At 75.1% G+C, this 21936-nt stretch carries 11 protein-coding genes; 6 read left to right on the forward strand and 5 right to left on the reverse strand.

Features of this window, described 5'->3' with window-relative positions:
* Positions 1 to 223: 223 nt before the first annotated feature.
* On the forward strand, positions 224 to 1342 hold the full coding sequence (locus WMF31_RS12980) for a CBS domain-containing protein (protein WP_436602241.1): 1119 nt from the start codon (positions 224 to 226) through the stop codon (positions 1340 to 1342).
* Between the two features lie 219 nt (positions 1343 to 1561).
* Here the strand turns inward: WMF31_RS12980 and WMF31_RS12985 are convergent, their stop codons facing one another.
* From WMF31_RS12985 to WMF31_RS12995, 3 genes are all read right to left on the reverse strand, one after another.
* Positions 1562 to 2110, reverse strand: coding sequence for a hypothetical protein (locus WMF31_RS12985; protein ID WP_436602242.1), 549 nt, complete (start codon positions 2108 to 2110; stop codon positions 1562 to 1564).
* Between the two features lie 10 nt (positions 2111 to 2120).
* Positions 2121 to 2633 (reverse strand): YtxH domain-containing protein, encoded by a 513-nt coding sequence (locus WMF31_RS12990; protein WP_436602243.1) that lies wholly within the window; start codon positions 2631 to 2633, stop codon positions 2121 to 2123.
* A 371-nt stretch (positions 2634 to 3004) separates the two neighbouring features.
* Positions 3005 to 5461 (reverse strand): PAS domain S-box protein, encoded by a 2457-nt coding sequence (locus tag WMF31_RS12995; RefSeq protein ID WP_436602244.1) that lies wholly within the window; start codon positions 5459 to 5461, stop codon positions 3005 to 3007.
* Between the two features lie 310 nt (positions 5462 to 5771).
* Between WMF31_RS12995 and WMF31_RS13000 the strand changes: the two genes are divergently transcribed.
* A complete protein-coding gene (locus tag WMF31_RS13000; RefSeq protein WP_436602245.1) occupies positions 5772 to 6278 on the forward strand; it encodes a hypothetical protein in 507 nt (168 codons plus the stop codon).
* Positions 6279 to 6572: 294 nt separating this feature from the next.
* Here WMF31_RS13000 and mug read toward each other — a convergent pair whose 3' ends face one another.
* Complete coding sequence (mug, locus tag WMF31_RS13005) at positions 6573 to 7151, reverse strand: G/U mismatch-specific DNA glycosylase (protein ID WP_436602246.1); 579 nt, start codon at positions 7149 to 7151, stop codon at positions 6573 to 6575.
* A gap of 149 nt (positions 7152 to 7300) precedes the next feature.
* Between mug and WMF31_RS13010 the strand changes: the two genes are divergently transcribed.
* Positions 7301 to 10570: a hypothetical protein gene (locus WMF31_RS13010; RefSeq protein ID WP_436602247.1), complete on the forward strand. Its 3270-nt coding sequence runs from the start codon at positions 7301 to 7303 to the stop codon at positions 10568 to 10570.
* Here WMF31_RS13010 and WMF31_RS13015 read toward each other — a convergent pair.
* On the reverse strand, positions 10552 to 11508 hold the full coding sequence (locus WMF31_RS13015; RefSeq protein ID WP_436602248.1) for a hypothetical protein: 957 nt from the start codon (positions 11506 to 11508) through the stop codon (positions 10552 to 10554). The two genes, WMF31_RS13010 and WMF31_RS13015, sit on opposite strands and share 19 nt — an antisense overlap.
* A 3081-nt stretch (positions 11509 to 14589) precedes the next feature.
* On the opposite strand from WMF31_RS13015, the gene WMF31_RS13020 reads away from it, so the two are divergent.
* The 3 genes from WMF31_RS13020 to WMF31_RS13030 all read left to right on the forward strand — a co-directional run bounded on the left by WMF31_RS13020 (position 14590) and on the right by WMF31_RS13030 (position 21922).
* Positions 14590 to 17976 carry a hypothetical protein gene (locus WMF31_RS13020; RefSeq protein ID WP_436602249.1) on the forward strand — a complete coding sequence of 1129 codons (3387 nt, stop codon included), beginning with the start codon at positions 14590 to 14592 and terminating at the stop codon, positions 17974 to 17976.
* A 92-nt stretch (positions 17977 to 18068) separates the two neighbouring features.
* Complete coding sequence (locus tag WMF31_RS13025; protein WP_436602250.1) at positions 18069 to 21254, forward strand: hypothetical protein; 3186 nt, start codon at positions 18069 to 18071, stop codon at positions 21252 to 21254.
* 62 nt (positions 21255 to 21316) lie between these two features.
* Positions 21317 to 21922 carry a hypothetical protein gene (locus tag WMF31_RS13030; protein WP_436602251.1) on the forward strand — a complete coding sequence of 202 codons (606 nt, stop codon included), beginning with the start codon at positions 21317 to 21319 and terminating at the stop codon, positions 21920 to 21922.
* Positions 21923 to 21936 lie beyond the last annotated feature (14 nt).

The raw sequence follows: 21936 nt of genomic DNA on the forward strand, positions 1-21936 counted from the left end.
CGGCCGCGCGTCTCCTCGCCGCGACCTGCGCGCGGACAGCGCGCAGCCTGAGCAGAAAACCGGCATATGGCTTGCAGTGAAATCAGAAAGATTCGGGAAATAGCCCGTCAGCCGTTGACCGCGCGACGAGGGTCCTCGCCACGCCCCTGGGGGAGGGGGCGTTGGCAGCTCTGAACTGCCCCCCTGCGCAGCTGCCTGCGCGAGCACCCAGGAGCGACACGCCATGAATTCGGTCATCAGGATCAGGCGGATCGGCGGAATCGATGTGACTGTGCACGCGGCGTTCGGTCTGGTCATCCCGCTGGGCGCGCTCCAGTGGGGCGCGCGGCACGGCGGTGGCGGCGCGCTCTTCGGCTGCGCGCTCGGGGGGGCGCTGCTCGTCTGCGTCGCGCTGCACGCGCTCGTTCACGGGCTCGTCGCGCGGCGCCTCGGCCCCGGGGTGCGCGATATCCTGCTCTCGCCGACTGGCGCGGTCGCGCGCCGATCGTGTCCTGTCGACGGCGGGGCATGGCGCGGCCTGGTCGGCCCCGCGGCGAACCTCGCCCTCGCCGCGGTGTCCTTCCTGCTCGTCGCGGCGCACCGCGGGGGCGAGCTCCCGTGGGCGTCCGCGCTTCAGGCCGCCGAGGCGCCCTCGCGCGAGACCGCGATCGCGTGGATTGCCAGCGTGAACCTCGGGCTGGCCGTGCTCGGCTGCGTGCCCGCGTCGCCGCTGCAGGGCGGGCGCGTGTTGCGCGAGGTCCTGTCGCCGGTCGCCGGCGCGTGGCTCTCGGCGTCGATCCCGGCGGCGCTCGGGCAGGGGACGGCGGCGGTGCTGTTCTTCCTCGGCCTGTTCGGCGATCAGCTCCTGGTCTGCGCGCTATCGGCGCTGCTCTTTCTGGGGGCGAGGCGGGAGTGGCGAGCGGCGCAGGCGGTGATGGCGCCGCTCGCGCCGCTGTCCGAGCGTCGGCCGCTGGAGGGCAGGGCGGTCCACCTCTGGCCAGGCGAGCTCGTGGGCGACGCCGCGCGCCGCATCCTGGTGAGCCACGAGCCGGACTTCCCGGTGGTCTACGAGGATCGGGTGATCGGCATCGTGACGCGGGCGGACATCATGCGAGCGCTGGCGGCGGGCGAGCAGGGCGCGTTCATCGCCTGGATCATGCGCTGCGATGTCCCACGCGTGGCCGCGGACGTCTCGCTGGACGAGGTGGGCCGGCGGATGGTGGAGAAGAATACCCCGGTGGTGGCCGTATTCGACGGGGAGAGCTATCTCGGCCTCGTGAAGCACTCCGACATCGCCGGCGCGCTCATGGGCGGTCTCCGCGGCCGTCCCCCCGCGATCCGCCTGGTGCCCCACGCGGGTTGACCGGGGCTTCCCGGTCAGCTCGCCCCGAAAAGGCCCGATTGCGGGCTGCCGAGCTCCCATGTGCCCACGCTCTTCCGGCGCCGGAGGAGCGTGGGCCCTCTTGCTCGAACACGGCCCCACCCGCCGGCGCGTCCGCTCGGAGCCACCTCATCCCGGCTCTGTCTCCGGGCGAGCGCCTTCCGGGCGAGCCTCCGCCGCCGCGCCTGCCGCGCCCCGACCTCAGTCGTTGCGCACGAAACTGAGCTTGAAGGAGACCACGAGCGCGAGCGCCTCCTGACCGATGCGCCGCTTGCCCCACGCGACCCCGATGTGGAGCCCCTCGATCGGCTCCAGGTGGGAAGGGAGCCCCACGGTGTGCGTGAGCGTCTTCGTGAAGTTCCACTCGAGCTTCTTGCTCGCGAGCGCCGAGTTGACCGCCTTCACGACGGTGTTGTCGATGATGGCGGGGATCCCGCGGATGTCCGCCGCCTCGAGCTCGAGGTTGAACCCGAGCACGCTCCCCTTGTTCTTCTCGATGATCTCGGGGGAGATCAGCACCGTGAGCTCATCGAGCTTGATCGTGGGAGTCACGCCCGCGATCGACCACTTGAGCTCCGCGGGACAGCTCACGCGCAACCCCATGTCCTCGACCAGCGTGATCGCCGTCGCCCGGTCGAGGTAGAGCCACCGGTCGGTCTTCTCGTCGTCGTCGAGGTGAATCTTGACAGGGAGGAGCTCGCCCAGGACCTGGGCGAGATCCTCCCGCGTGATGATGGCCTCGAGCCACACGGAGTGCGCCTCAGCTCAGGTGGTGACCGCGCTCGCCCGAGCCCTCGAGACCGTAATGCGAGTTCCCGGCGCTCGCCTCCGGCGAGCTGACCGCCCCCTTCATCGAGTCGACCGTCTCGTTCACCTTCTCCTCGACCTTGCGCTCGGCCTGCCTGGCCTCCCGGCCGGCCTGCCGGAGCGCGTCGCCCGCCTTGTGCTTCAGGCCGTCGAGGCGGTTCAGGAGGTCGCGGCGCAGCGCCTCGCCCGACGTCGGCGAGAGCAGCGCGGCCACGCCCGCGCCCAGCGCGACGCCGGCGCCGAAGACCGCGATCGTCGTCATCGGGCTCCGCTTGCGCGACAGCCCCACCCAGCCGAGCGCGTCGTCGACGCCCAGCGCCCTGATGGTCGTCGCGATCCCGACGGCCGCCTTCGCGACGTCGAACAGCGTCGCCCTCGCGCTCGTGGCCGCGACGCCCGCGCCGTCCTTCGCGGACTCGTAGACAACCTTCGCAGTCCCCACCGCATCGTTCAATCGGTTCGACATGGCTCTCGTCTCCTTGTGACGGACATGACGCCCGCCGGTTCGTGCCGGGAGGCATTGCAGGTGCCGGACCAACCGCAGGAACACGCAGGAACACCCCGCGCGGCCGCATGTCCACGATGCAGCCGATCGAGCACGCGAAAGGCGCGTGACGAAATGCCACATCTGTCGTGGCGCGCCTCGGGCGGCGTGACGCCGGGCGCCGTGAAGGAGCCATGGAGGAGGCGCAGGGCCTCCTCGACGCCGCCGTCAGCGGCGCTCGATCCCTTCAAGCCGCTTGCTGTCCAGGGGGGCAGTTCAAGCTCCGTGCCGGGCGGCGGCCCGGCCGCACCGCCGCGGCGCGCGGCCCCGAGAGGCGCGGCGGTCCCGCGGGATCACCCCGGGGACGACGGCTCCCGGGCCTCGACCTTCGGCCAGGTGAACCGGAACGTGGCGCCGGCGCCGACAGCGGACTCGACCCACGCGCGCCCGCCCTTGCTCAGGACGATCTTCTGGACGACCGACAGCCCGATCCCGGTGCCCTCGACCTCGTCGCGCGCCTTGAGCGTCTGGAAGATGCCCCAGATGCGATCGTGGTACTCGGGCGCGATGCCCGTCCCGTTGTCGCTGACCGAGAACTCCCAGAACGGGCCGGCGTCGCGGGCGCCGATCCGGACCTCCGGATCGGCGCGCCCCGCGTGCTTCAGCGCGTTGCTGATGAGGTTCAGGAACGTCTGCTGGAGCGGCGCGCGCTCGGTGACGAGGGTGGGCATGTCGGGGGCGATCGCCACGCGCGTCTCCGGCGGCGGCGCGAGCAGCTCGACGATCTCCCGGAGCAGCTTGCCCACGTCGATCGCCTCGGGCTTCTCGCGGATGCGGCCCGCGCGCGAGTAGCTGAGGATGCCGTCGATCAGGTTCTCGAGCCGGTGGACGCGGCCGCGGAGCAGGTCGAGCTGCCTCCGGCTCTCCGGCGTCATCTTGTCGTTCAGGTCCTCCTCGATCCACTGCGACAGGTTGGCGATGCCCCGGAGCGGCGCCTTGAGGTCGTGGCTCGTGACGTACGCGAACTGATCGAGCTCCTTGTTGCTGCGCTCGAGCGCCTGCACGAGCCTTTGCCGCTCCTCCTCGGCGCGCTTCTGCTCGTCGATGTCCGTGTACGTGCCGAACCAGCGGACGATGCGGCCCGAGCCGTCGCGCGCGGCGACCGCCCGGCCGATGAACCAGCAATACACCCCGTCGGCGCGCCGCAGCCGACACTGGCTCTCGTAGGGCTCGCCCGTGCGGAGCGCCTCCCGCCAGCTCTCGAGCGCCTGCGCGCGCTCGTCCGGGTGGATGATCCGGCTCCAGCCCTCGCCCGCGGTGTCCTCGGGCGTCGTCCCCGTGTAGTCGTACCAGCGCCGGTTGAAGTACTCGTGGTGGCCGTCCGGCCGGTTCGTCCACACGAGCTGCGGCATCGTCTCGGCGAGCAGCCGGAACTGCGCCTCGCTGTGCTTCAGCTCCTCCGCGAGCGTCTGGACCTCCTTGCGGACCGTGACCTCGCGCTCGAACAGGAGCGCGTTGTCGACGCTGAGGGCGGCGCGCCGGGCGAGCTCCTCGGCGAACTGCACGTCGGCCTTCGTGTAGCGGCGGCCCGACTCCGCGTGCGCGAGCGTGATCGCGCCGAGGACGCGGCCGCGCGCGGCCAGCGGCACGATGAGGTACGAGCGGAGCCCGAGCTCGCGGGCCAGCCGGAGGTGCTCCTCGTCCCGGGCCGCCGCGACGATCCGCGCGTCGTCGATCTCGGCGAGCCACTCGGTCGCCCCGGTCCGGAGCACCCTCGGCACGCCGCGGGGGGCGTCGGGATCGACGGGGTACCGCGCCTCGATCTCGCGGACGAGCTCCACCTTGCGCGGGTCCGTGTGCTGGACGGCCACGCGCTGGATGGGCCCGTCCTGCGCCTGGATGTCGATCGCGCACCAGTCGGACAGGACCGGGACGACGAGCTCGGCGAGCTGCCGGAGCGTCTCGCGGAAATCGAGCGAGGACGAGAGGATCTCCCCCGCGCTCGCGAGGAGGCTGACGTTGGCCTCGGCCCGCTTGCGCTCGCTGATATCGAGCACGTAGGTGAGGTTGCGCCGCTGCTTCTCGACCCGGGCCGAGCCCACCAGGACCGACACGCGCGTGCCGTCCTTGCGGATGTACTCCTTCTCGAACTGCTTCGTGACGCCGTGGAGGTTCAGCTCGCTCACCGCGTCGTGGTGCACGTGCTCGTACTCCGGCGGGGAGATCTGCCGCCAGTTGAGCAGGCCGGCCTTGAGGTCCTCGCGGGTGTAGCCGACGATCGACAGGAACGCGTCGTTCGCCTCGAGGACGCGGCCCTCGTAGTCGCTGAAGAGCAGGCCCATCATGCTCGTGTCCATGATGCGCCGGAACACCTCGTCGCTCGCCTCGCGCTCGAGCTGGCGCAGCGCCGCCTCCTGCCGCTTGATCTGCTCGGCCCTGCGGTGCAGCTCGACGAAGACGGCCACCTTCGCGCGGAGGATGTCGGGGTTGTACGGCTTGACGACGTAATCGACCGCGCCCTGGGCGTAGCCGCGGTACAGCCGATCTTCGTCCTCCGGCAGGCCGGAGATGAAGATGATCGGCGTGTGTCGGGCCTGATCGAGCCCCCTCACGCGGGCGGCCGTCTCGAAGCCGTCGAGGCCGCGCATCTTCACGTCCATGAGGATCAGCGCGAACTCCTCGCGCGCGAGGTGCTCGAGCGCCTCCTCCCCGGACTGTGCAGCGACGAGCCGCTGGCGGAGCGGATCGAGCACGGCCTCGAGGGCGAGGAGGTTCGCGCGGTGATCGTCGACGAGGAGGATGCTCGCCACGGGCTCGGGGGGGGTCGAGGGGGCGGCGCCGGGGTGGAGGGGAGCCTTCGTTTCGTGAGAGGCCAGCCCTGGCTTTCGGTCGGGCATGCCGGAGACGGTTAACGGCGCCCCGGCCGCCTGGCAAGGGGGAGCGGCGCCCGCGGGGCCGCAGCAGACTGCCGAGCTCCCCCGCGGCCGCCGCGCCGTGGCGATCCGTCGCGCGCGGCGCGCGGAGGGTGGCTATTGGAGGTCGAGCCCGCGCCCACCGGCGGCCGCGGCTGGCATGGGGCCTGCTGACGTGACTCCGGAGCCGCCGTCGAGGGAGCCACGCATGCGAATCGGACTCACGTTGGCCTGTCTGATCGGAGCGCTCGCCGGGGTGCTGCCCTCGTCGCCGGCGAGCGCCTCCGATGGGGCAGGGCTCTTCGCCCTCCCCCCGGGCCGCGTCGACGCGGAGGAGCGCGCGCCCCTGCCGCTCCCCGAGCCGCCCGAGGCGTCCGGGCCGACCCTCGCGGTGCTGATCGAGCGTGCGATCGAGATCGTCGTGTTCCCTCAGGCGGGGGAGCCTCGCGTGGTTCCTCTCGTGAGCCGAGGCGTCGGCGGGGGGCTCCGCCTCGTCCTGCCCGTGTGCGAGGACGGCTGTGCGCAGTACACGACGCGCGGAGTCCTCTTCGTCGCGCAGCGCGCGGCCGACTCGCCGCTGGCCTGGCTCGCCGCGCTGGGCGGCCGGAGCGCGCGCGCGCCCGAGGGGCCGCCCGGGCTCGCCACGCTGCGGGAGGAGGCCCGCCGGGCGCGCGCGAAGGTGCCGCAAGAGGAGGAGAACGCGCTGCCGGATTAAGACGCGGCTCCCTGCGCCCTTCCGCCCTCCCCCGCTCCCAGCGGTCACCAACCTGAACGTTCACGACCACGTCCACGTTCACGTTTCATCATCCGTCACATCTCGCTCAAGCACTCGAAATGATTGGACTTTGCTCTCTGGGCAAATGCGAGGGATTTCGCGAAGTTAGGCGGGATGTGATGGACGCTCAGACGTCCACGTTCACGTTGGTGGTCGCTGGGGGGGCGGGCTCCGTGCCCTGAGCGCGGACGAACGAGCTTGGTTGATTCAGGACCTCGGCGGGCGCGCCGGCGATCACGGCGGGGCGAGGTCGGACACGGCCGCGTCGTGCAGCGAGCGGAACATCGCTGCGAGCTGCCGCGGCTGGTAGTTGGCGTTCAACCCGCTCGGGTTCGGCAGCACCCAGATCCGGGTATCTCCGACCATCTCCGGCTGCAGGCCAGGCGTGGCGCGGGGGCGCCCGAAGGCGCTCCGGTAGGCGCCGATCCCGAGCACGGCCAGGAAGCGGGGCCGGTGACGCCGCACCTTGGCCTGGAGCGCCCGCCCGCCCGCGGCGAGCTCGTCCGTCGACAGCTCGTCCGCGGAGGCGGTCGCGCGGGCCACCACGTTGGTGATCCCGTAACCCAGCCTCAAGAGCGCGCGCTCCTCGTACGGTGACAGCACGCGATCGGTGAAGCCGCCGGCGTGCAACGCCGGCCAGAACCGGTTGCCGGGGCGGGCGAAGTGATGCCCGACGGCCGCCGAGTACAGGCCCGGGTTGATGCCGCAGAACAGGACGCGGAGGTCGGGGGCGAGGATGTCCGGCACCGTCTTGCCGGCGGCGGCGAGGAGCTCCTCCTGGGTGGGGCGGCGGAGGCGGCGAGGGGTGGGCACAGGCTGCTCGGGAGGGGAGGGGGCCGCAGCGCGGCGGGCCGCAGCGCGCTGCGGGCCGCAGCGTACCGCGGCGCGCGGCGCCTTTCGCGTCCGGCGACCCGCGGGGGTGGTTCAGCTCTCTTTACGGCGTCGCCGCAGAGGATACCGTCATGCGTCCCTCGATGCTGGCGCGCGCCCTCGGTCTGCTCACGGCCCTCTCGGCGGCTGCCTGTGCACGCGCGCCCGGCCCGGTCCCCGGGGGTCGCGACGCTGCCCGCGCGCCGGCCGCGCGCGCGAAGGCCGCGGCCGGCGCGACCCCTGCGTCCGGCGAGGCGCCGGCCGGGGCGCGCTATTTCCACGGGACCGCGGAGGGCGCGTTCCGCGTGACGTACGACGGACCGGGCGCGGCCGTGGCCGAGCGCGTGGTCGCGGGCGGCGCGCGGCTCGAGCTCGCCGCCGGCGGGCGCGTCGTCGCGGCGGCCTGGGAGGCCGAGCTGTGGGCCGCCGGCGAGCCCCTCGTCGGCTCGCTCGCCATCGCGCCGCGCCTCGGCGGCGGCTTCCTGCACTGGTCCCGGGGCCGCGCGTTCCGATCGCGCGACTTCACGGGACCGCTCGCCGAGGTGGCGCTCGGGGGCGGCGCCCGCGCCGTGCGGGGGGCGCGCAACGGCCTCGAGGGCGTCGTGATCTTCACGGACCAGGGGCCGCGGGTGCTCCTCGCGGGCGAGGATCGCGGCCGGGCGCTCGGGACGCCGGCCATCCACGATCTCGCGGCCCTGGACGCGGCGCGCGCGGTGCGCCTCGACGTCTTCGGCCGCGCCGCCACCACGGCCGACGGCGGCAGGACGTGGATCGACGTGGGCCGGCGGATCGGGCTCGCGCCGCGCGGCATCGGCGTCGCACCGGACGCGCTCTCCCTCGTCACGGCGCTCGGGCGGGTGGCCATCCTGCCGGACGGCGGGCTGGGCCGCCCCGACGGGGATCTCGGCGCGATGGGGTCGCCTTCGGGCTCGTTCGCCCTGCGCTTCGCGGGCGCGCCGCCCGGGCGGGAGGCGTGGGCCGCCGCGGAGATCACGCCGCTCGCCGCGGCGGTCTCCGCCGGCGCGCTCCTGCCGGACGGGACCGCGCTCGGCGTGCTCCGGCGCGGCGTCGTCGCGCGGGTCGACGCGCGGACCGGGGCGACGCGGGGCCCCGTCGCCGACTGGCTCCCGGACGGGCTGAGCTGCGCGCCGATGCGCGCGGACGACGGGCTGCTCTTCCTGTGCGCGTGGGACGACGCCGAGCGCCCCGGCGGCTACGTCCTGCGCTCCGAGCGCGGCGAGGCGCCGCGGAGGGAGCGCGCCTTCAGCGGCGACGGGTTCTTCGTGGCCGACGACGGCGGCGCGCTCGGCTTCGTCGGCGGCTGCGCCGCGGAGGAGCGGGTGGTCAGCGACGAGGAGCGCGACCGTCGCTTCCGCGAGGCGGTCGTCCACCCGACGATCTGCGTCCGGCGCGGCCCCGGCGTCTGGGTCGAGCGCGCGGTCCCGGTCGGCGAGGGCGAGGCGCTCGTCGCCTGGGCGCCGCGCCGCGACGGGAGCGCGGTGGCGCTCCTGCGCGGCGAGCGCGACGCGCTGCCGGCCCCGGTCGGCGCGCCGCGGGGCCGCGACGAGGGGGGCGTGGAGATCGTGCGGCTCGGCCGGGCGCTCCCCGGCTGGTACTGGACGCCGCCGTCGCGGGACGGCGCGGGGGTGCTCGTCGACCGGCGCTTTCGCGCGCGTGACGACGGGGGCGTCGACGGGTGGGTCTCGTCGGTCGAGTGGTCCGATCCCGTGGGGCAGGCGAGCCTGGGCGTCACGGTCGCGCGGGACGGGTCGGTGACGCCCCACGCCCTGCCGCCCGATCCGGCGGGGATGGTGGTGACCGGCGATCACGGCCTGCTCGTCACGCGGCGCGCGGAGCTCTACGAGACGCTCGATCACGGCCGGACGTGGCGCGCGGCCGGGCGGTCGCCGGTGCCGCCGTCGGCGTTCCGCGGCGTCTGCTCGGCGCTCGGCTGCGCGCTGACCGGCGTGGTGCGGCTCGGCTGGGGCGCGGGCGAGCCGTCGCCCGCCGTCGCTGCCGGGCCGTCTGCCGGCTGCTGGCCGCGGACGGCGAGCCGGCCCGACGCCGCGCCGGGCGCGGCCGCGTGCCCGGGCGGTGTCGACCGGCCGCCGGCGCCGCCTGCGCCGCCGGCGCCGCCAGCGCGGTCCGGGTCGCCGGCCGAACTGCCGGTGCTGTCGTGCGCGCCGGTTGGCCTCCCGGGGCCGCTCCCGGGCGGTGAGCCCGAGGTCGGCCCGGGCGCGGAGCGGTGGTCCGTGCCCACGCCCCATGGCGAACCGCTCGAGATCGTCGCGGACGCGGCGGCTCCTGCGCGCGGCGCGCTGCGGGCGGGGGCGCTGGCGCCGCCCGGCGCGCTGCGGCCGGGGGGCGGCGCGGCCCCGGCGGGCGGCGGCGCGGCGCCGGCGGGGGGCGGCGCGACGATCGCGCCGATCCGGACGCACAGCGCGCTGTTCCGTCCTCCGTTCGACCTGCGCGGCGAGGTCGTGCGGCTGGACGCGACCGATCTCACCTTGCGCGGCTTTCGCGCCGCCCAGCGTACGGCCGCGGTGCCGCTGCTCGCGGCGGGCGGCGAGGTCGCGTGGCTCGTGCTGACCGAGGCGGGCGAGCTGTTGCTCGGCCCGGAGCGCGCGCGGGCGCTCCCGGTGTTCGAGCCGCGCCGGGGCCCCGGGGACGGCGTGCTCGGCGGGGCGTCCGGCCTGCTGCTCGGTCCGGGGCGGGCGCTCGTGCTCGGCGAGCAGCGGCGCCGCATGGCCCTCGAGGAGCACACGCCGGAGCCCCTGCGGCCTGCGCGCATCATCGGCCTCGACCGCGAGGAGCTGCGCGGACGGCGGATGGCGCTCGCCCTGGGGGACGGCGGCGAGAGGGGCGTGGTGGTGCTCGACGGCGTGGCGCCCGAGACCGCGGGCGTGGCGCTGCTCGACCCCAGGGGAGGCACGCCGGGCGAGGTGGTCGCGCTCGCGCCCTGGGCGACGCTGACCGCGGCGAGCGACGCGCGCTGCCGCGCCATGAAGGGCGCGTGGCGCGCGGTCGTGGCGGTCGACCCCGCGGGCGCCCTTCGCCTCGATCGGCGGGCGATGCCGGCGATCTCGCTCGGGGAGAGGGGGATTGCGCGGGTGCGGTGGGGGAGGGAGAGGGTGTGTCTCGAGGCGTTGAACGTCGCGGTCGGCGACGCGCGGCGGAGAGGGGAGGCCGTCGAGAGCGCCGCGCTGGTCGCGCGGTGGACCGCGCCGAGAGGGCAGGGCAGAGGGGAGAGCGCTCCGGCGGGGGAGGGGGTCGTGAGGACGAGGGGGATGATGCAGCGGCTCACGTGCACGCTGGGCGTTCGGGCGGATCGCGATCTCTCCTCTCAGGGCACCACGACGTAGTGAAACCCCCTCGACGGATAGTAGTAGTGCCATAAAAGGCACATCTCGTCCTCGACGCTCTCACCGACCGTCACCGTGCGGGGCGTCGGGTTCGTCCACTCGCACTGGAACGCGAGCCCTGTCTTGCCTCCATCCCCGAACGCGAGCGGAGGATCGAAGATCTCGAGCGGAGGATTCGCCCAGTCGGTGCTGTTCGCGACGAGCCGCCCCTCCGCGTCGCTCGCGCTGTCCGCGTGCCAGACGCGCATCCTCGTCGCCAGGTGGTGCTGGTGCGTGGTGAGCGCGAACGATCGCGAGCCCTCGAGGCCTCGGGTGAACTTCACCTCGGTCGCGTGGGCCGAGCTGGGCGGAATCTCGATGTCGAACGTGGTCCAGAACGCGATGTCGGTCTCGACCACCTTCGTCGAGAGCGGCACGGTCTCGAGGAGGATCCGGCTCTCGACGCTGGTCGGATCGGGCGACATGTTGACGTAGTGCATCTCGATCCGCACCATCTGATGAGGCTCGATCCTGAACCCGATCGGCGTGCCCTCCTCGTCGCGAGGGAACGACAGCTCCGTCTGCCGCTGCTGGGCGATGAAGATCGGCCGGTCGCCCCTGAACGAGCTCTCGAACGCCGCGCACGGGAACGGCTCGCGCCGCTCGAACGCATCGACCGACTTGTAAAGCGTCATGTGATGGGAGCCATCGCCGAGCCACCCGCGGAGGCGCCGGATGAAGGCCCCCTCGGGGTTGTCCAGCCGGAAGACGATACACTCCGTCTTCTCGCCTCCGGGATCGAGGGTCCACGGGCCTGCCGTCGCCTCGAACGTCGTGACCGGAGCCGCCTTTCCGGAGCCGTCCGGCCCCTCGCTCGCGCCGCACCCCGACGCGCAGGACGTGACCGCGGCGAGCAGGACGAAGCTCGATACGGTGTTCACCGGGCGGAGATGATGCATGGTACCTCCGTGGTGGAGCGAGGGTAGCCCGGCGAGCTGAACGGCGCTCGCGCTTTCGTGCTCTGCTGTCAGGACGTCTCGTGACGTCTATCGATCGCTTTCATCGCTCGATGCGCGGGGGACGTCGAGCGCGGAACACCGCTGCCGTGGTCCTGATCCGAGAGGGCGTCTCCTCCGCAGGGCCCGCGCGGCAGCGCTGGAGACCCGGAATACCGCGAGAAATCCGTGAGGTCCTATTCCAGCCTGTCGCCCGACGATGCGGCGCCAGATCGGCTCAGGTAAGGTGTGCCTCGTGCATTCAATTGGTATACCCATACGTGGTCGGGATCATACGCGGTGGCACCTCCAATGGATACGGGGGGTGCCGCTTGCACGCTCGGCAGCGCGTCGAGGATTTTCTCGCTGCCCGCGCGCCATCGAAAGGACCATCTCGTCATCTCGGAAGGTCTCGGGTGATGCGCGTTCCGGCGTTCGATGATGCGGCCTCGCGTGTGGTGATGCCAATCATTGAGCCGTTTGGCCACGTACAGGTCTCCCGTGTGTGAGAGCCATGCGTCGAGCTCGGATTCAGCGTTGATCGCGTTGACAAAAACCTTGACCGGCGAGAGCCACTCTCGCGATAGCTGTCGCAGGAGGAGCTCGTCAAAGCGCGATAGCAAGAGCCCATGGCCTGCCCGTCGTGGAAAGAGTCCGGCATGATAACGCCCAAGGTTGGCCAGCTGCGGGTGGAACATGCTCCCAGATGCGCAGAGCCTGGAAAAGGCGACGGGCGAGCGGCGGCACCACAATCTCCAGAGCGTGGCCGCGAGGGTTGTCTCGAGCTTCGACCATGGGACCACAGGCGGCTTGCGTCGCAGAGCCTCCGCGACATCGAGGGATGTGGCCCTGCCTGGGCCGGGCCCTTGCGGAAATGCTCCGGCGGCGTCCGGGCCGAGATCAACGACGAACAGCGCGCGCCCTCGCTCGACCACGGAAGCGCAGATCCGACAGAGGCTCAGCAGGCCGCGTGGTGTCGGTGGGAGCGCCACGCAGACCGGCGGCCCATCAGGACGCGCAAGCTCTTCATTGAGATCGGTAGACGGCTCTCCGCCCAAGTATCTAACGCGCGCAGCGCGATGACGTTTGGGATCGCCTCTTGATGGCCCCAGCAGGAGAACGTCATCGTCGACCACGACGGGGGATGCAACCTTGGCTAGAGCCGCTCCGGCAACCCTGCCCATGGCAACGTAGACTGCGCCCTGTGTCGGCTTGTTCATCATCTGAATCCGCATGATCTGCATTTGCACGCAGGCGGGTATGGTGTGCCCGATTGGCAGGCTTCAAGGCAGCTCTTGCGCGATGTGTGGCGCCATTTGTCGCAGCCTGGATATCCCGTGATGCGCTCGCCGCCGATTTCTTGGCAGTCGACGAACATGTCTGTGCACGTCTTGTCGGGCGTGCACCCTGCCATCTCCTCCGTGGCGCCGCTCCCCACGTCGTCACCGTTTCCGTGCCAGTCCCCCGTGGCTGCTGACCCCGGTGGGTAGGGGTCTCCGGCCCCTGTGCCTTCCGTCCCCCCTGAGATAGCACTCACCCACGTCGTAGTTGCACGCCCACACCGTGAGACCGAGAGGAATAAGAGCAGGGATTGCCTTCAATTTCAGCCTGTTGCGCATGCCCCACCCCCAAGTTTTTCCAGATGCGTGTGCGGGGGGGGCGATGTCAACTGGGATTCAGGGCAAGGATTGCGTCCCTGCGGCGGCGGCTTGTCCACCTCGCCCCGGTCCGAAGCCGGGCCCGAGCTGAGCGCAGCGGGTTGCACATCGTCGCGGCCGAGCTGGGCGCGGACCATCGAAGGTCGAGGCGCAGGTCGGCGTGGCCCTGAGCCCTGAGCCCTGAGCCCTGAGCGTGCTCGGCGCGCTGTCACGCCCGGGGCGGGAGTTCTCGAGTGTGAGCGCGGCGAAGCCCCCGCGGCGGGGCGTGGAGGTCGAGGCGGACGGACGTCGCCGCCGAGGATGGGCTCGCGTTCGGGCGGAGCCCGCGCCCGAATGCGTGGCGCTACTGCGGGAAGTCGAACCGAGAGGTGAACCGCCATGGCGCCAAGGGCGCCAAGGAACCAGGGAAGTAGAAGGGGAAAATGGAGGGGCAGCGCTTCCCCTCTCTTCTTGGCGTCGTTGGCGCCATGGCGGTTCTTCTGCTGATCCGGGGCAACTTCCCGCAGTCGTGGTGGTACCGCAGCGCTGGGCGGTCGACTCGATCTCCTGAGCAATCCACGTTGCGTAAGACCGTTCGTGCAACAGGCTTCGTTTCGAGCTCGCGGGATACTTCATCGAAGCACAGGGCCGGCAACGACGACCATGGACACGTGGTCTGGGAGCACGAGGCTGCTCCCACCGATCCAGTCCACATGGGCGCTCACCGAAACCCCCAGCGGGCCGGCGACGTATACGTCGGCTTGCGCATGCCCGCCCACCGTCATCCCGCCGACGCGGCCGCACAGGGACACGCCGCACGGCTGCCTGTGCACGTCGCGCCGTGAGAGCGCGCTGGCAGCCGCGCGCGATGGGCTGCACGACGTCGCCTGCGAGCGCGTTCATCAGCACCCCGCGCTGTGAACGTTCGGGCACACGTCGTGTCATTCCGCATGCTCTCCTGTAAACGTTCGGGCACACGTAGTGTCATTCCGCATGCTCTCCTGTAAACGTTCGGGCACACGTAGTGTCATTCCGCATGCTCTCCTGTAAACGTCTGTACACACGTAGTGTCACTCCGCCGGGCGCAGGGACGGCCCGCCGAAGGCTGCGAGCGGGCGCTCGCAGGCGCATCACGCCGCCGGGGGTCGCCACAGGGCGGCCGTCGACAGCCATCGCGGGCTTCGCGGCCGCTCTCGTTCCACGCATCCAGACCCCTGGCGGTTTCCTTCTCCGGCGCGCTCGTGCCGCATCGCCCAGGTTCGCCCAGGATTCCGCGAAGACCACGTTCGCGTGAGCGCGCCCGGATCGCGCGGCCGCATTTCCTCCCGCGGCGCGCGCTCGCCCCGATGCGCTGTTGAGGATCCGGGCGCGCTCGCCCTACCCTCGGTGGTACGGGCGGACCGCCGCCATGGCCTTGATCCACGCGAAGCGCACGCACCTCCACACGGCCGGCGCGCCGCCCGGCCTCCCGCGCCGGCGCAGCGCGAGGACGCCTCCTCGCCCGCGCGCGCTCTTCCCGCTGGCGCTCCTCGTCGCGCCGACGCCCGCGGCCTGCGGGGGGGCCGATCCGCCGCCCGTGATCGCGCCGCACGCCGTGATCGCGCCGCACGCCGTGGCCGCGCCGCACGCCGCGGCCGCGCCGCACGCCGCGGCCGCGCCGGCGCGCCGCGCGGCCTCCGTCGCGGCGCTCGGCCCGGTCCGGTACGTCGCGCCGCCGGAGCTCGGCCTCGTCGAGCGCGCGATCATCGACGGCCAGGGCGTCGAACGGGCGGTGATCGACGGCCAGCGCGTCGAGCTGCGCGGCCTCGAGGAGCTCGTGCCGGTGGGCTCCGGGGGCCCCGAGCTCGCCGGCGGCGCCGCGTTCCCCGCCTGGGCGGGCGCGGGCGCAGGCACAGGCGCGCCCCCCGGGCCGCGCTACCTGTTCTGGAGCGGCGGCGATCTCCACGCGTCGCGGACCTTCTCCGGCGAGCTCCGCGCGCTCGGCACCCTGCCCGGCGAGGTCGCCGGCGTGTTCCCGTGGCTCGACGGCCTCGGCCTGATCACCACGGCCGGGAGCTTCGCCGCCCACGGCGCGAGCGGCGCGCTGCGGCCGCTCGGCCTCCCGTCCGTGGTCGCCGCCGCGGCGGCGAGCGAGCGCCGCGCGCTCGCGCTCACCGCCTTCGGGCGCGCGCTCCTCACGCTCGACGCGGGCGCCTCCTACCGCGACGTCACCGCGGAGCTCGGCGACGCCACCGCGCTCGAGGTCCGCGGCGAGGAGATCGTCGTCTCCCTGGACGGCGGCATGGAGCGCGTCCTCGACGCGAGCGGCCGCCTCGGCCAGCCCCGCGCCCCGCGCCCGCGGCCGCCGGCCGACGGCGATCCCCGGTGGAGCCACCGCGCGCCGTTCACCCAGCTCGAGGAGGCCGTCACCTCGGGCCTGCCACTCCCCGGCGGCGGCGCGGTGATCGCCGCGGACGGCCGCGTCGGCCGCGTCGATCTCGCGACCGGGCGCGCCACCTCGGTCGCGGCCCTGCCGCCGGGCAGCGGCGCGTGCGCGCCGCTCCGCGCGGCCGACGCGCTGCTCGCCGTCTGCACGGGCCCGGACCGCGCGAGCGTCGTGGACCTCTCCGGCGGGCCGGGCGCGCCCCGGATCGAGCGCACGTTCGAGCTCCGGCCGGCGCGCGAGCCCGGGACCGATCGCTTCGTCGGGGTCGACGGCGAGGCGCTCGGCTACGTGGGGCCGTGCGAGGGGCTGCCGAGGCCCCGGCTCGATCTCGACGCGATCTCGCGCGCGCCGGTCTCCCCGGGCTCGGCGCAGCAGAGCGCGGTGTTCTGCGTCCGGCGCGGGCCGGGCGCCTGGGTCGAGCACCGCCTCGACCCGGCCGACGCCACCGACGTGCTCGCCTGGATCCCGCGCCGCGGCGGGGGCGCGGTCGCCCTGGTCGCGCGCCCCGGCGCGTTCCTGCGGGACAGCGAGCGCGTCGAGGCGCGCGGCGCGCTGCGGGTCGTGCGCTTCGCGCGGAGCGAGCCGCCGCTCGTGCTCCCCCGGTACGGAGACAGCAGCCCGGCGCTGCTCTCGCGCGCGCTCGCCGCGCTCGCCGACGGCAGCATCGAGGGGTGGCTCCCGGTGAACGGCGGCGCGGGCGTCGCGCCGATCGCGATCGACCCCGCCGGCCGGCTGCGCCGCCTCCCCACGCCGGCGCGCGCCGCCGCGATCGCGGCGTCCGGCCCCTTCGCGCTCGCCGCGACGGAGGACGGCGCGCTCTTCGAGACGGTCGATCGCGGCAAGCGCTGGGCGCCGGTCGCGCCGCCGCCGGGCCGCGGGGTCGCGCACCTCGAGCGCTGCTCGGCGGTGGGCTGCCGCGTCGGCGTGTTCCTCCGGCTCGGGTGGGCGTCGGCCGCGCCCTCCGACGCGGCGCGCGCGGCGCAGCCGCCCGGGGCGCGGCCGCCCGAGGCGCAGCCGCCCGGGGCGCGGTCGCCCGAGGCGGCTCTCCGGCCGCCTCCTCCCGGGCGATCCCTGCGCGAGCGCAGGGCGCCTTCGAGGCCGGTGCCGCCGCCGCCGGTCGTGCGGCTCGCGTGCGCCTTCGCGGGGCCGCTCGCCGCCGCGCGCGTCCCGGAGTCGCCGGGGTGGTTCGGCGCCGTCGCCGCGCCGCATGGCCCCACGAGCCCGCTGCGGCTCGGCACGATCGGGGCGCTGACGCTGCCGCCCGGGAGCGGCGCGCTGCCGGCGCCCGGCGCCGACGCGGAGCTCGCCTGGATCGCCCCGCTCGACGTGCGCGCCGAGATCCACCGCGCGCGCGTGCCGCTCGCGCGCGCCGGGCTGGCCGGCCTCGTGTACCGGCCCTACGAGGCGCAGCTCGGGCACGTGATCGATCGCGAGGGGCGCGTGGCCCCGGTCGCGGTGGGCCCGAAGGAGACCTGCCTCGCCAGCGTGCTGGACGCGGCGGGCGTGACGCGATCGATCGGCGGCTGCGCCGCGCGGCCTTCGGTCGGCGTCGATCTCGGCGGCCGCGTGATGCTCCTGAGCCCCCGGCACGACAGGCTCGTGGTCAGCGCGGTCGATCTCCACGGGGGCGCGCGGCCCGGGGCGGCGGCGCCGGCGGGAGCGTGGCCCGGCGCGCGCGCGCCGGTGCTCAAGGAGCTCCGCGCGCAGCGCACCGCGCGCGTCGCGGGGACGACGTCCCAGCGGGCGCGCTTCGCGTACGGCGCGGGCGCGCGGGGTGGCGCGCCGGTCTTCGTCGCGGTCGCGAGGTCCGGCGGCGCGGTGCTCTCGGCGGTGGATCCGGAGCGGGGCACCCTCGGCCCCGAGGAGGCGCTCGCGCCGCTCGGGGAGCTCGACGTGGGGAGCGCGCCGCGCTGCGCGCCGCGCCGCGACGACGCCCGCGTGGTCCTGCCGTTCGACGCCGAGATCGGCCTCGTCCCCGGCGCGCTCCCCGGGGTCACCGAGGCCGGCACCGCGGGCGTCGCGGTGATCCGGTGGTCGCGCGACCGCGCGTGCCTCGACGCCATCGAGCTCAACGTGCGGGACGAGCGCTTCGAGGCGGACTTCGGCTACTACGAGCCTCCCGGGGCCTTGAAGAAGCTCCTCGTGCGCTTCGCCGGGCCGAACCCGGCGGCCCCGCTCGGCGCGGACGCCGCGGGCGACCGCGGGCGCGATGCGGGCGACCGCGGGCGCGACGCGGGCGGCCGCGGGCGATCGGGCGTCGTTCCAGCATGGAGCGGGCCGGCGCCGGGGGCGGGAGGCGGCGCGCTGGTGCTCATCCAGCCCGGGCAGGAGGTGCGGCAGCCGGTCCGGTGCGAGGCGATCGCGCGGTGAGAGGAGGGAAATCCGCGCGGGCATGCGGCGGGGCGGACGGTTCGACCACGAGCGCGCGGCGGTGTATTTTCAGATCCTCTACAGTGCGCTGGGTGAGCCCATCCAGGGGGCCCTCCCGCGCCGTCCTCGTCGTCACGCTCGCCCTCGCCGCCGGATGCAGCGCGGCCCCGGAGCGCGCGCCGCGGCCCGCAGCGCCGCGGGCCGCCGCCGCGCCGCGGGCCGCTGCGCCGCCGCTCGCTCCGGCGCGCTACGTCCTCACGGAGGGCGTCGGCGTCCTCTTCGACGCCGCCGGCGACGACCGCGACGGCGCGCCCGATCCTCGCCCGGAGCCCGCGCTGTACGAGGGCCTCCGGGTGCGCCTCGAGGGCGGCGTCGTGCTCGCCGCCGCGCCCGCGCCCGAGCCGCTCCGCGGGTTCCGGTCCATCCCGGCGCGCCTCGGCGGCGGCTTCGTCCTGTGGTCCGAGGGCCGCGTCTACCGCGCCGGCGGCTTCCTCGGCGCGCTCGCGCCCGTCGCCGACGTCGGCGCCCCCGGCGGCGCGCGGCCGTACCTCGCGTCGATCCTCCTGCGCAGCGATCGAGGCCTCCTCGAGCTCGACCCCGCCACGCTCTCCCTGCGCCGCTTCGGGGTCGCGGGCGTCGCCGACGCGGTGGCCCTCGACGCGCGCCGCGCGGCGCGCCTCGACATGGCCGGCCGCGCCTCGGTCACGCTCGACGCGGGCGCCACCTGGATCGACGTGCTCGAGACGCACGGGCTCGTCACGGCGCTCCTCCAGGAGCGCGACGACGCCGTCGCGCTGCTCGCCCCGTCCGGCGCCCCCGCGCTCCACGTCACGGCCGCCGGCCTCGCGCCCGCCGCGCCCGCGCCGCCGCGCGGCACCCCGGCGCCCTCGCTGGACGTCCCGGCGACGCGCGACCCGCTCCACGACGCCCCCGCGGGCCGCGCGCTCGCCCCGGGCGCGCTCGCGCTGGCCGCGGCGACCGGCGCCCTCCTCCCCGGCGGCCGGCTCCTCGTCGCCCGCGACGACGGTGTCGCCGTCCTCGCCGCGGCGACCGGCCGCCCGCTCGCCGAGGCCGAGCTCGCGGGCCTCGACCGGCGCGACGCGCGCTGCCAGCCGCTCCGGGCAGGCGACGACGTCCTGCTCGCGTGCGCGCACGAGGCCGCCCACGTGCTCCGCTTCGAGGCGACGCTCTCCGCGCCGAGGCTGGAGGCGACGTTCCCATCACCCGATCGCGACCCGGATCCGCTCGCGGCCCCGCGCGGCGCGTTCCTCGGCGACGACCGCGGCCGCCTCGCGTTCGCCGGTCGATGCGGCAGCACGCCGCCCGGGCTCCACGACTTCCCCGAGGGCCCGGACGACGCCGCGCCGCCGGACGACGGGAGGCCGCCCCGGGGCTCCGGCCCGTGGCCCCCTCTTCGGGGCGGGCGGGCCGCCGGCGCGGCGCGCGCGGCGTCCGCCGGCGCGGACCCCGCGGCGGCCCCGGTCGCGCGCGTGTGCGTGCGCACCGCCGGCGGCGACTGGATCGAGCGCCGGATCGAGGGCGACGACGCCCGCCGCCTCTACCGGTGGATCCCCGGCGAGGGCGGCGCCGTGACCGCGCTCGTGCTGGAGGGGCGCCGCGCCCCCGCGCGCCCCGCGGCCCCGGGCATGGCGCGCGCGCGCCGCGCCCCCGGCGCGCCCGAGGGTGTCCGCGTGATCCGCGCGCGCGACGACGATCCGGCGCTGGCGGGCGGCCTCTTTCCCGCGCCCGCCGATCCCGCGGCGTCGCCGCGCCTCATCGACAGCGATTTCTGGGAGGACGACGACGGCGCCGTGCGCGGCTGGCTCCACCTGCCGGACGAGGCCGACCCCGCCTCGCTGTCCCGCGGCGCGCCCGGCGTGAACGGGCGCGCGCCCGCGGCGCGGCCGCGCTCGCGCCGTCGCGGCGGCCGCGTCGCCGGCCTGCGCATCGAGCCCGGCGGCAGGCTCACCGTGTTTCCCCTCCCGCCCGCCGTCGCGCGCGTCGTCGTCGGCGGGCGGTTCGCGCTCGCCGCCACCGGCGACGACCCGCCCGCCTTCTTCGAGTCGACCGACGGCGGCCGCTCGTGGCGCCCCGTCGAGGGGCCGCCCGCCCGCGGGATCGAGCCCCCGCTCGACGAGAGCACCCCCTTTGCCTGCTCCCCGATCGGCTGCGCGATGGGCGACCACGGCCTCGTCCGGCTCGGCTGGGGCGGCCCTCCGCCGCGGCCGCGCGGCGCGCCGCCCTTCACCCCGGCCGCGAGCCCCGCGCCGCCCGCCGCCGCGCCGCTGCTCGTCTCCTGTCGCCTCGAGGACGACGCCTCGTCCTTTCCGCCCGCCCCGGGCGAGCCCGCGCCCGGCCGGCCCGCCGCCGGCGCGCCCCCCGTCGTCTCGCTCTTCACCTCGCCGTCCCCCGTCCTGGGCTCGCTCCGCGCCGGCGTCTTCACCGCCGACGTGCTCCTGCCGTTCGCGAGGTCCGCCGCGCCGCGCCGCGTCTCGCTCCGCGACCGCTCGCTCACCTGGGCCTCGGGCGAGACCGTCCCGGTGCTGCTCGCGCCCGGCGCGGGCGCCCCCGCGGATCTGCTGCTGCTCCTCGACCCGCCGCCGCAGAAGCCGCGGGGGCCGCGCCGCGCGCGGCGCGCCCGGGGCCTGCTGGCCGGCGCCGCGCGGCCGGCGCTGCGGCCGTTCGAGCACGCCGGCACCCTCGCCGTGACCGCCGAGCTCCCGGGGGGCGACCTGCTCGCCTTCGACGCCGGTAAGCGGGCGCTCCTCCTCGCCACCCGGGAGGCCACGCTCCCGATCGCCGGGCTCGCGCCCGTCCCCGGCGTGGCGGGGACGCGGCTCACGCTCGCCCGACGGCTCGACGCGCCCGGCGTCGCCCTCGTCGGCTACTCCGCCGCATCGGGGGAGGTGTTCGCCGGGCCGCTCGACCTCGCGCGCGCCGAGGTCGGCCCGCTCGAGCCGCTCGGCTCCGTCGCGACGCTCGGCGAGATCGGCGCCGGCGCCTGCGGCGGGGCGCGGCCGTCGCACCGCTTCATCGCCGACCTGCCCGCCACGCTCCGGGTGGCCGCGAGGACCGGGGCGCCGCTGTTCGAGGAGGACGTCCCCGCGACGGCGCTGCTCGCCGGCGACCGCGACGCCCTGTGCGTCGAGGCGCTCGAGCTCCGCGTCGGCCCCGAGGGCGGGCCCCACCTCGGCGTGACCTTCGGCCCGGGCGGGGGGGCGCTGCTCCGCGGGGGGGGCGCGCGGCTCGGCTGCGCGATCCTGCCGGACCGGCCGTGACCGGCGACGCCGCGTCGGCGGAGACTCCGTCTCCGCGCGGCACTCGTGGTAGGGTCGCGCCCATGCCCGCCCTTCGATCCTTGGCCCTGCCGATCGCGGTGGCCGCGTCGATGCTCGGAGTCCTCTCCGCTTGCCCCGCGAGGCCCACCAACTTCCCCGATCGCGGCCCCGTGGCCGCCGCCCAGGCCGAGTGGTGCGCCGCGCTCGCGAGGCTCCATCGCGCCGGCGACTCCTGGGAGCACATGAGCGCGTGCAAGGCCGCGTACCCGACCTCCTCGCCCACGTACCTCCGCGCGATGACGAGCTGCTTCTCGCGCCGCATGGAGGCCGCCGCCGAGAGCTCTCCGGACCGGGACCAGATCATCCTGGAGTGCAACGACGAGGTGGCCGTCAACCTGAACCCCGACGAGCCCACGGCGAAGCCCGTCATCGAGTCGCGCTGCGCGCGCATGCTCCGCTGCGAGAACGTGCCGGTCGCCGTCTGCAAGGACGCGTTCAGCAAGCTCGAGTCCGCCCAGCGGGTCATGTTCACGACCATCTACAACGCCGGCGGCCGCTACGAGATCATCGACTGCCTCGACAACGCGAGCTGCACCGACAACGAGGAAGCCGGCCGCCAGGCCTGCTACAAGCCCACCTCCGACGAGCTGCTCTGGTTCCCGGAGTGACGCCGGCGCGCGGC

Origin of the sequence: Sorangium sp. So ce1036 (genome assembly GCF_051369805.1) — a bacterium.
GTDB lineage: Bacteria > Myxococcota_A > Polyangia > Polyangiales > Polyangiaceae > Sorangium > Sorangium cellulosum_F.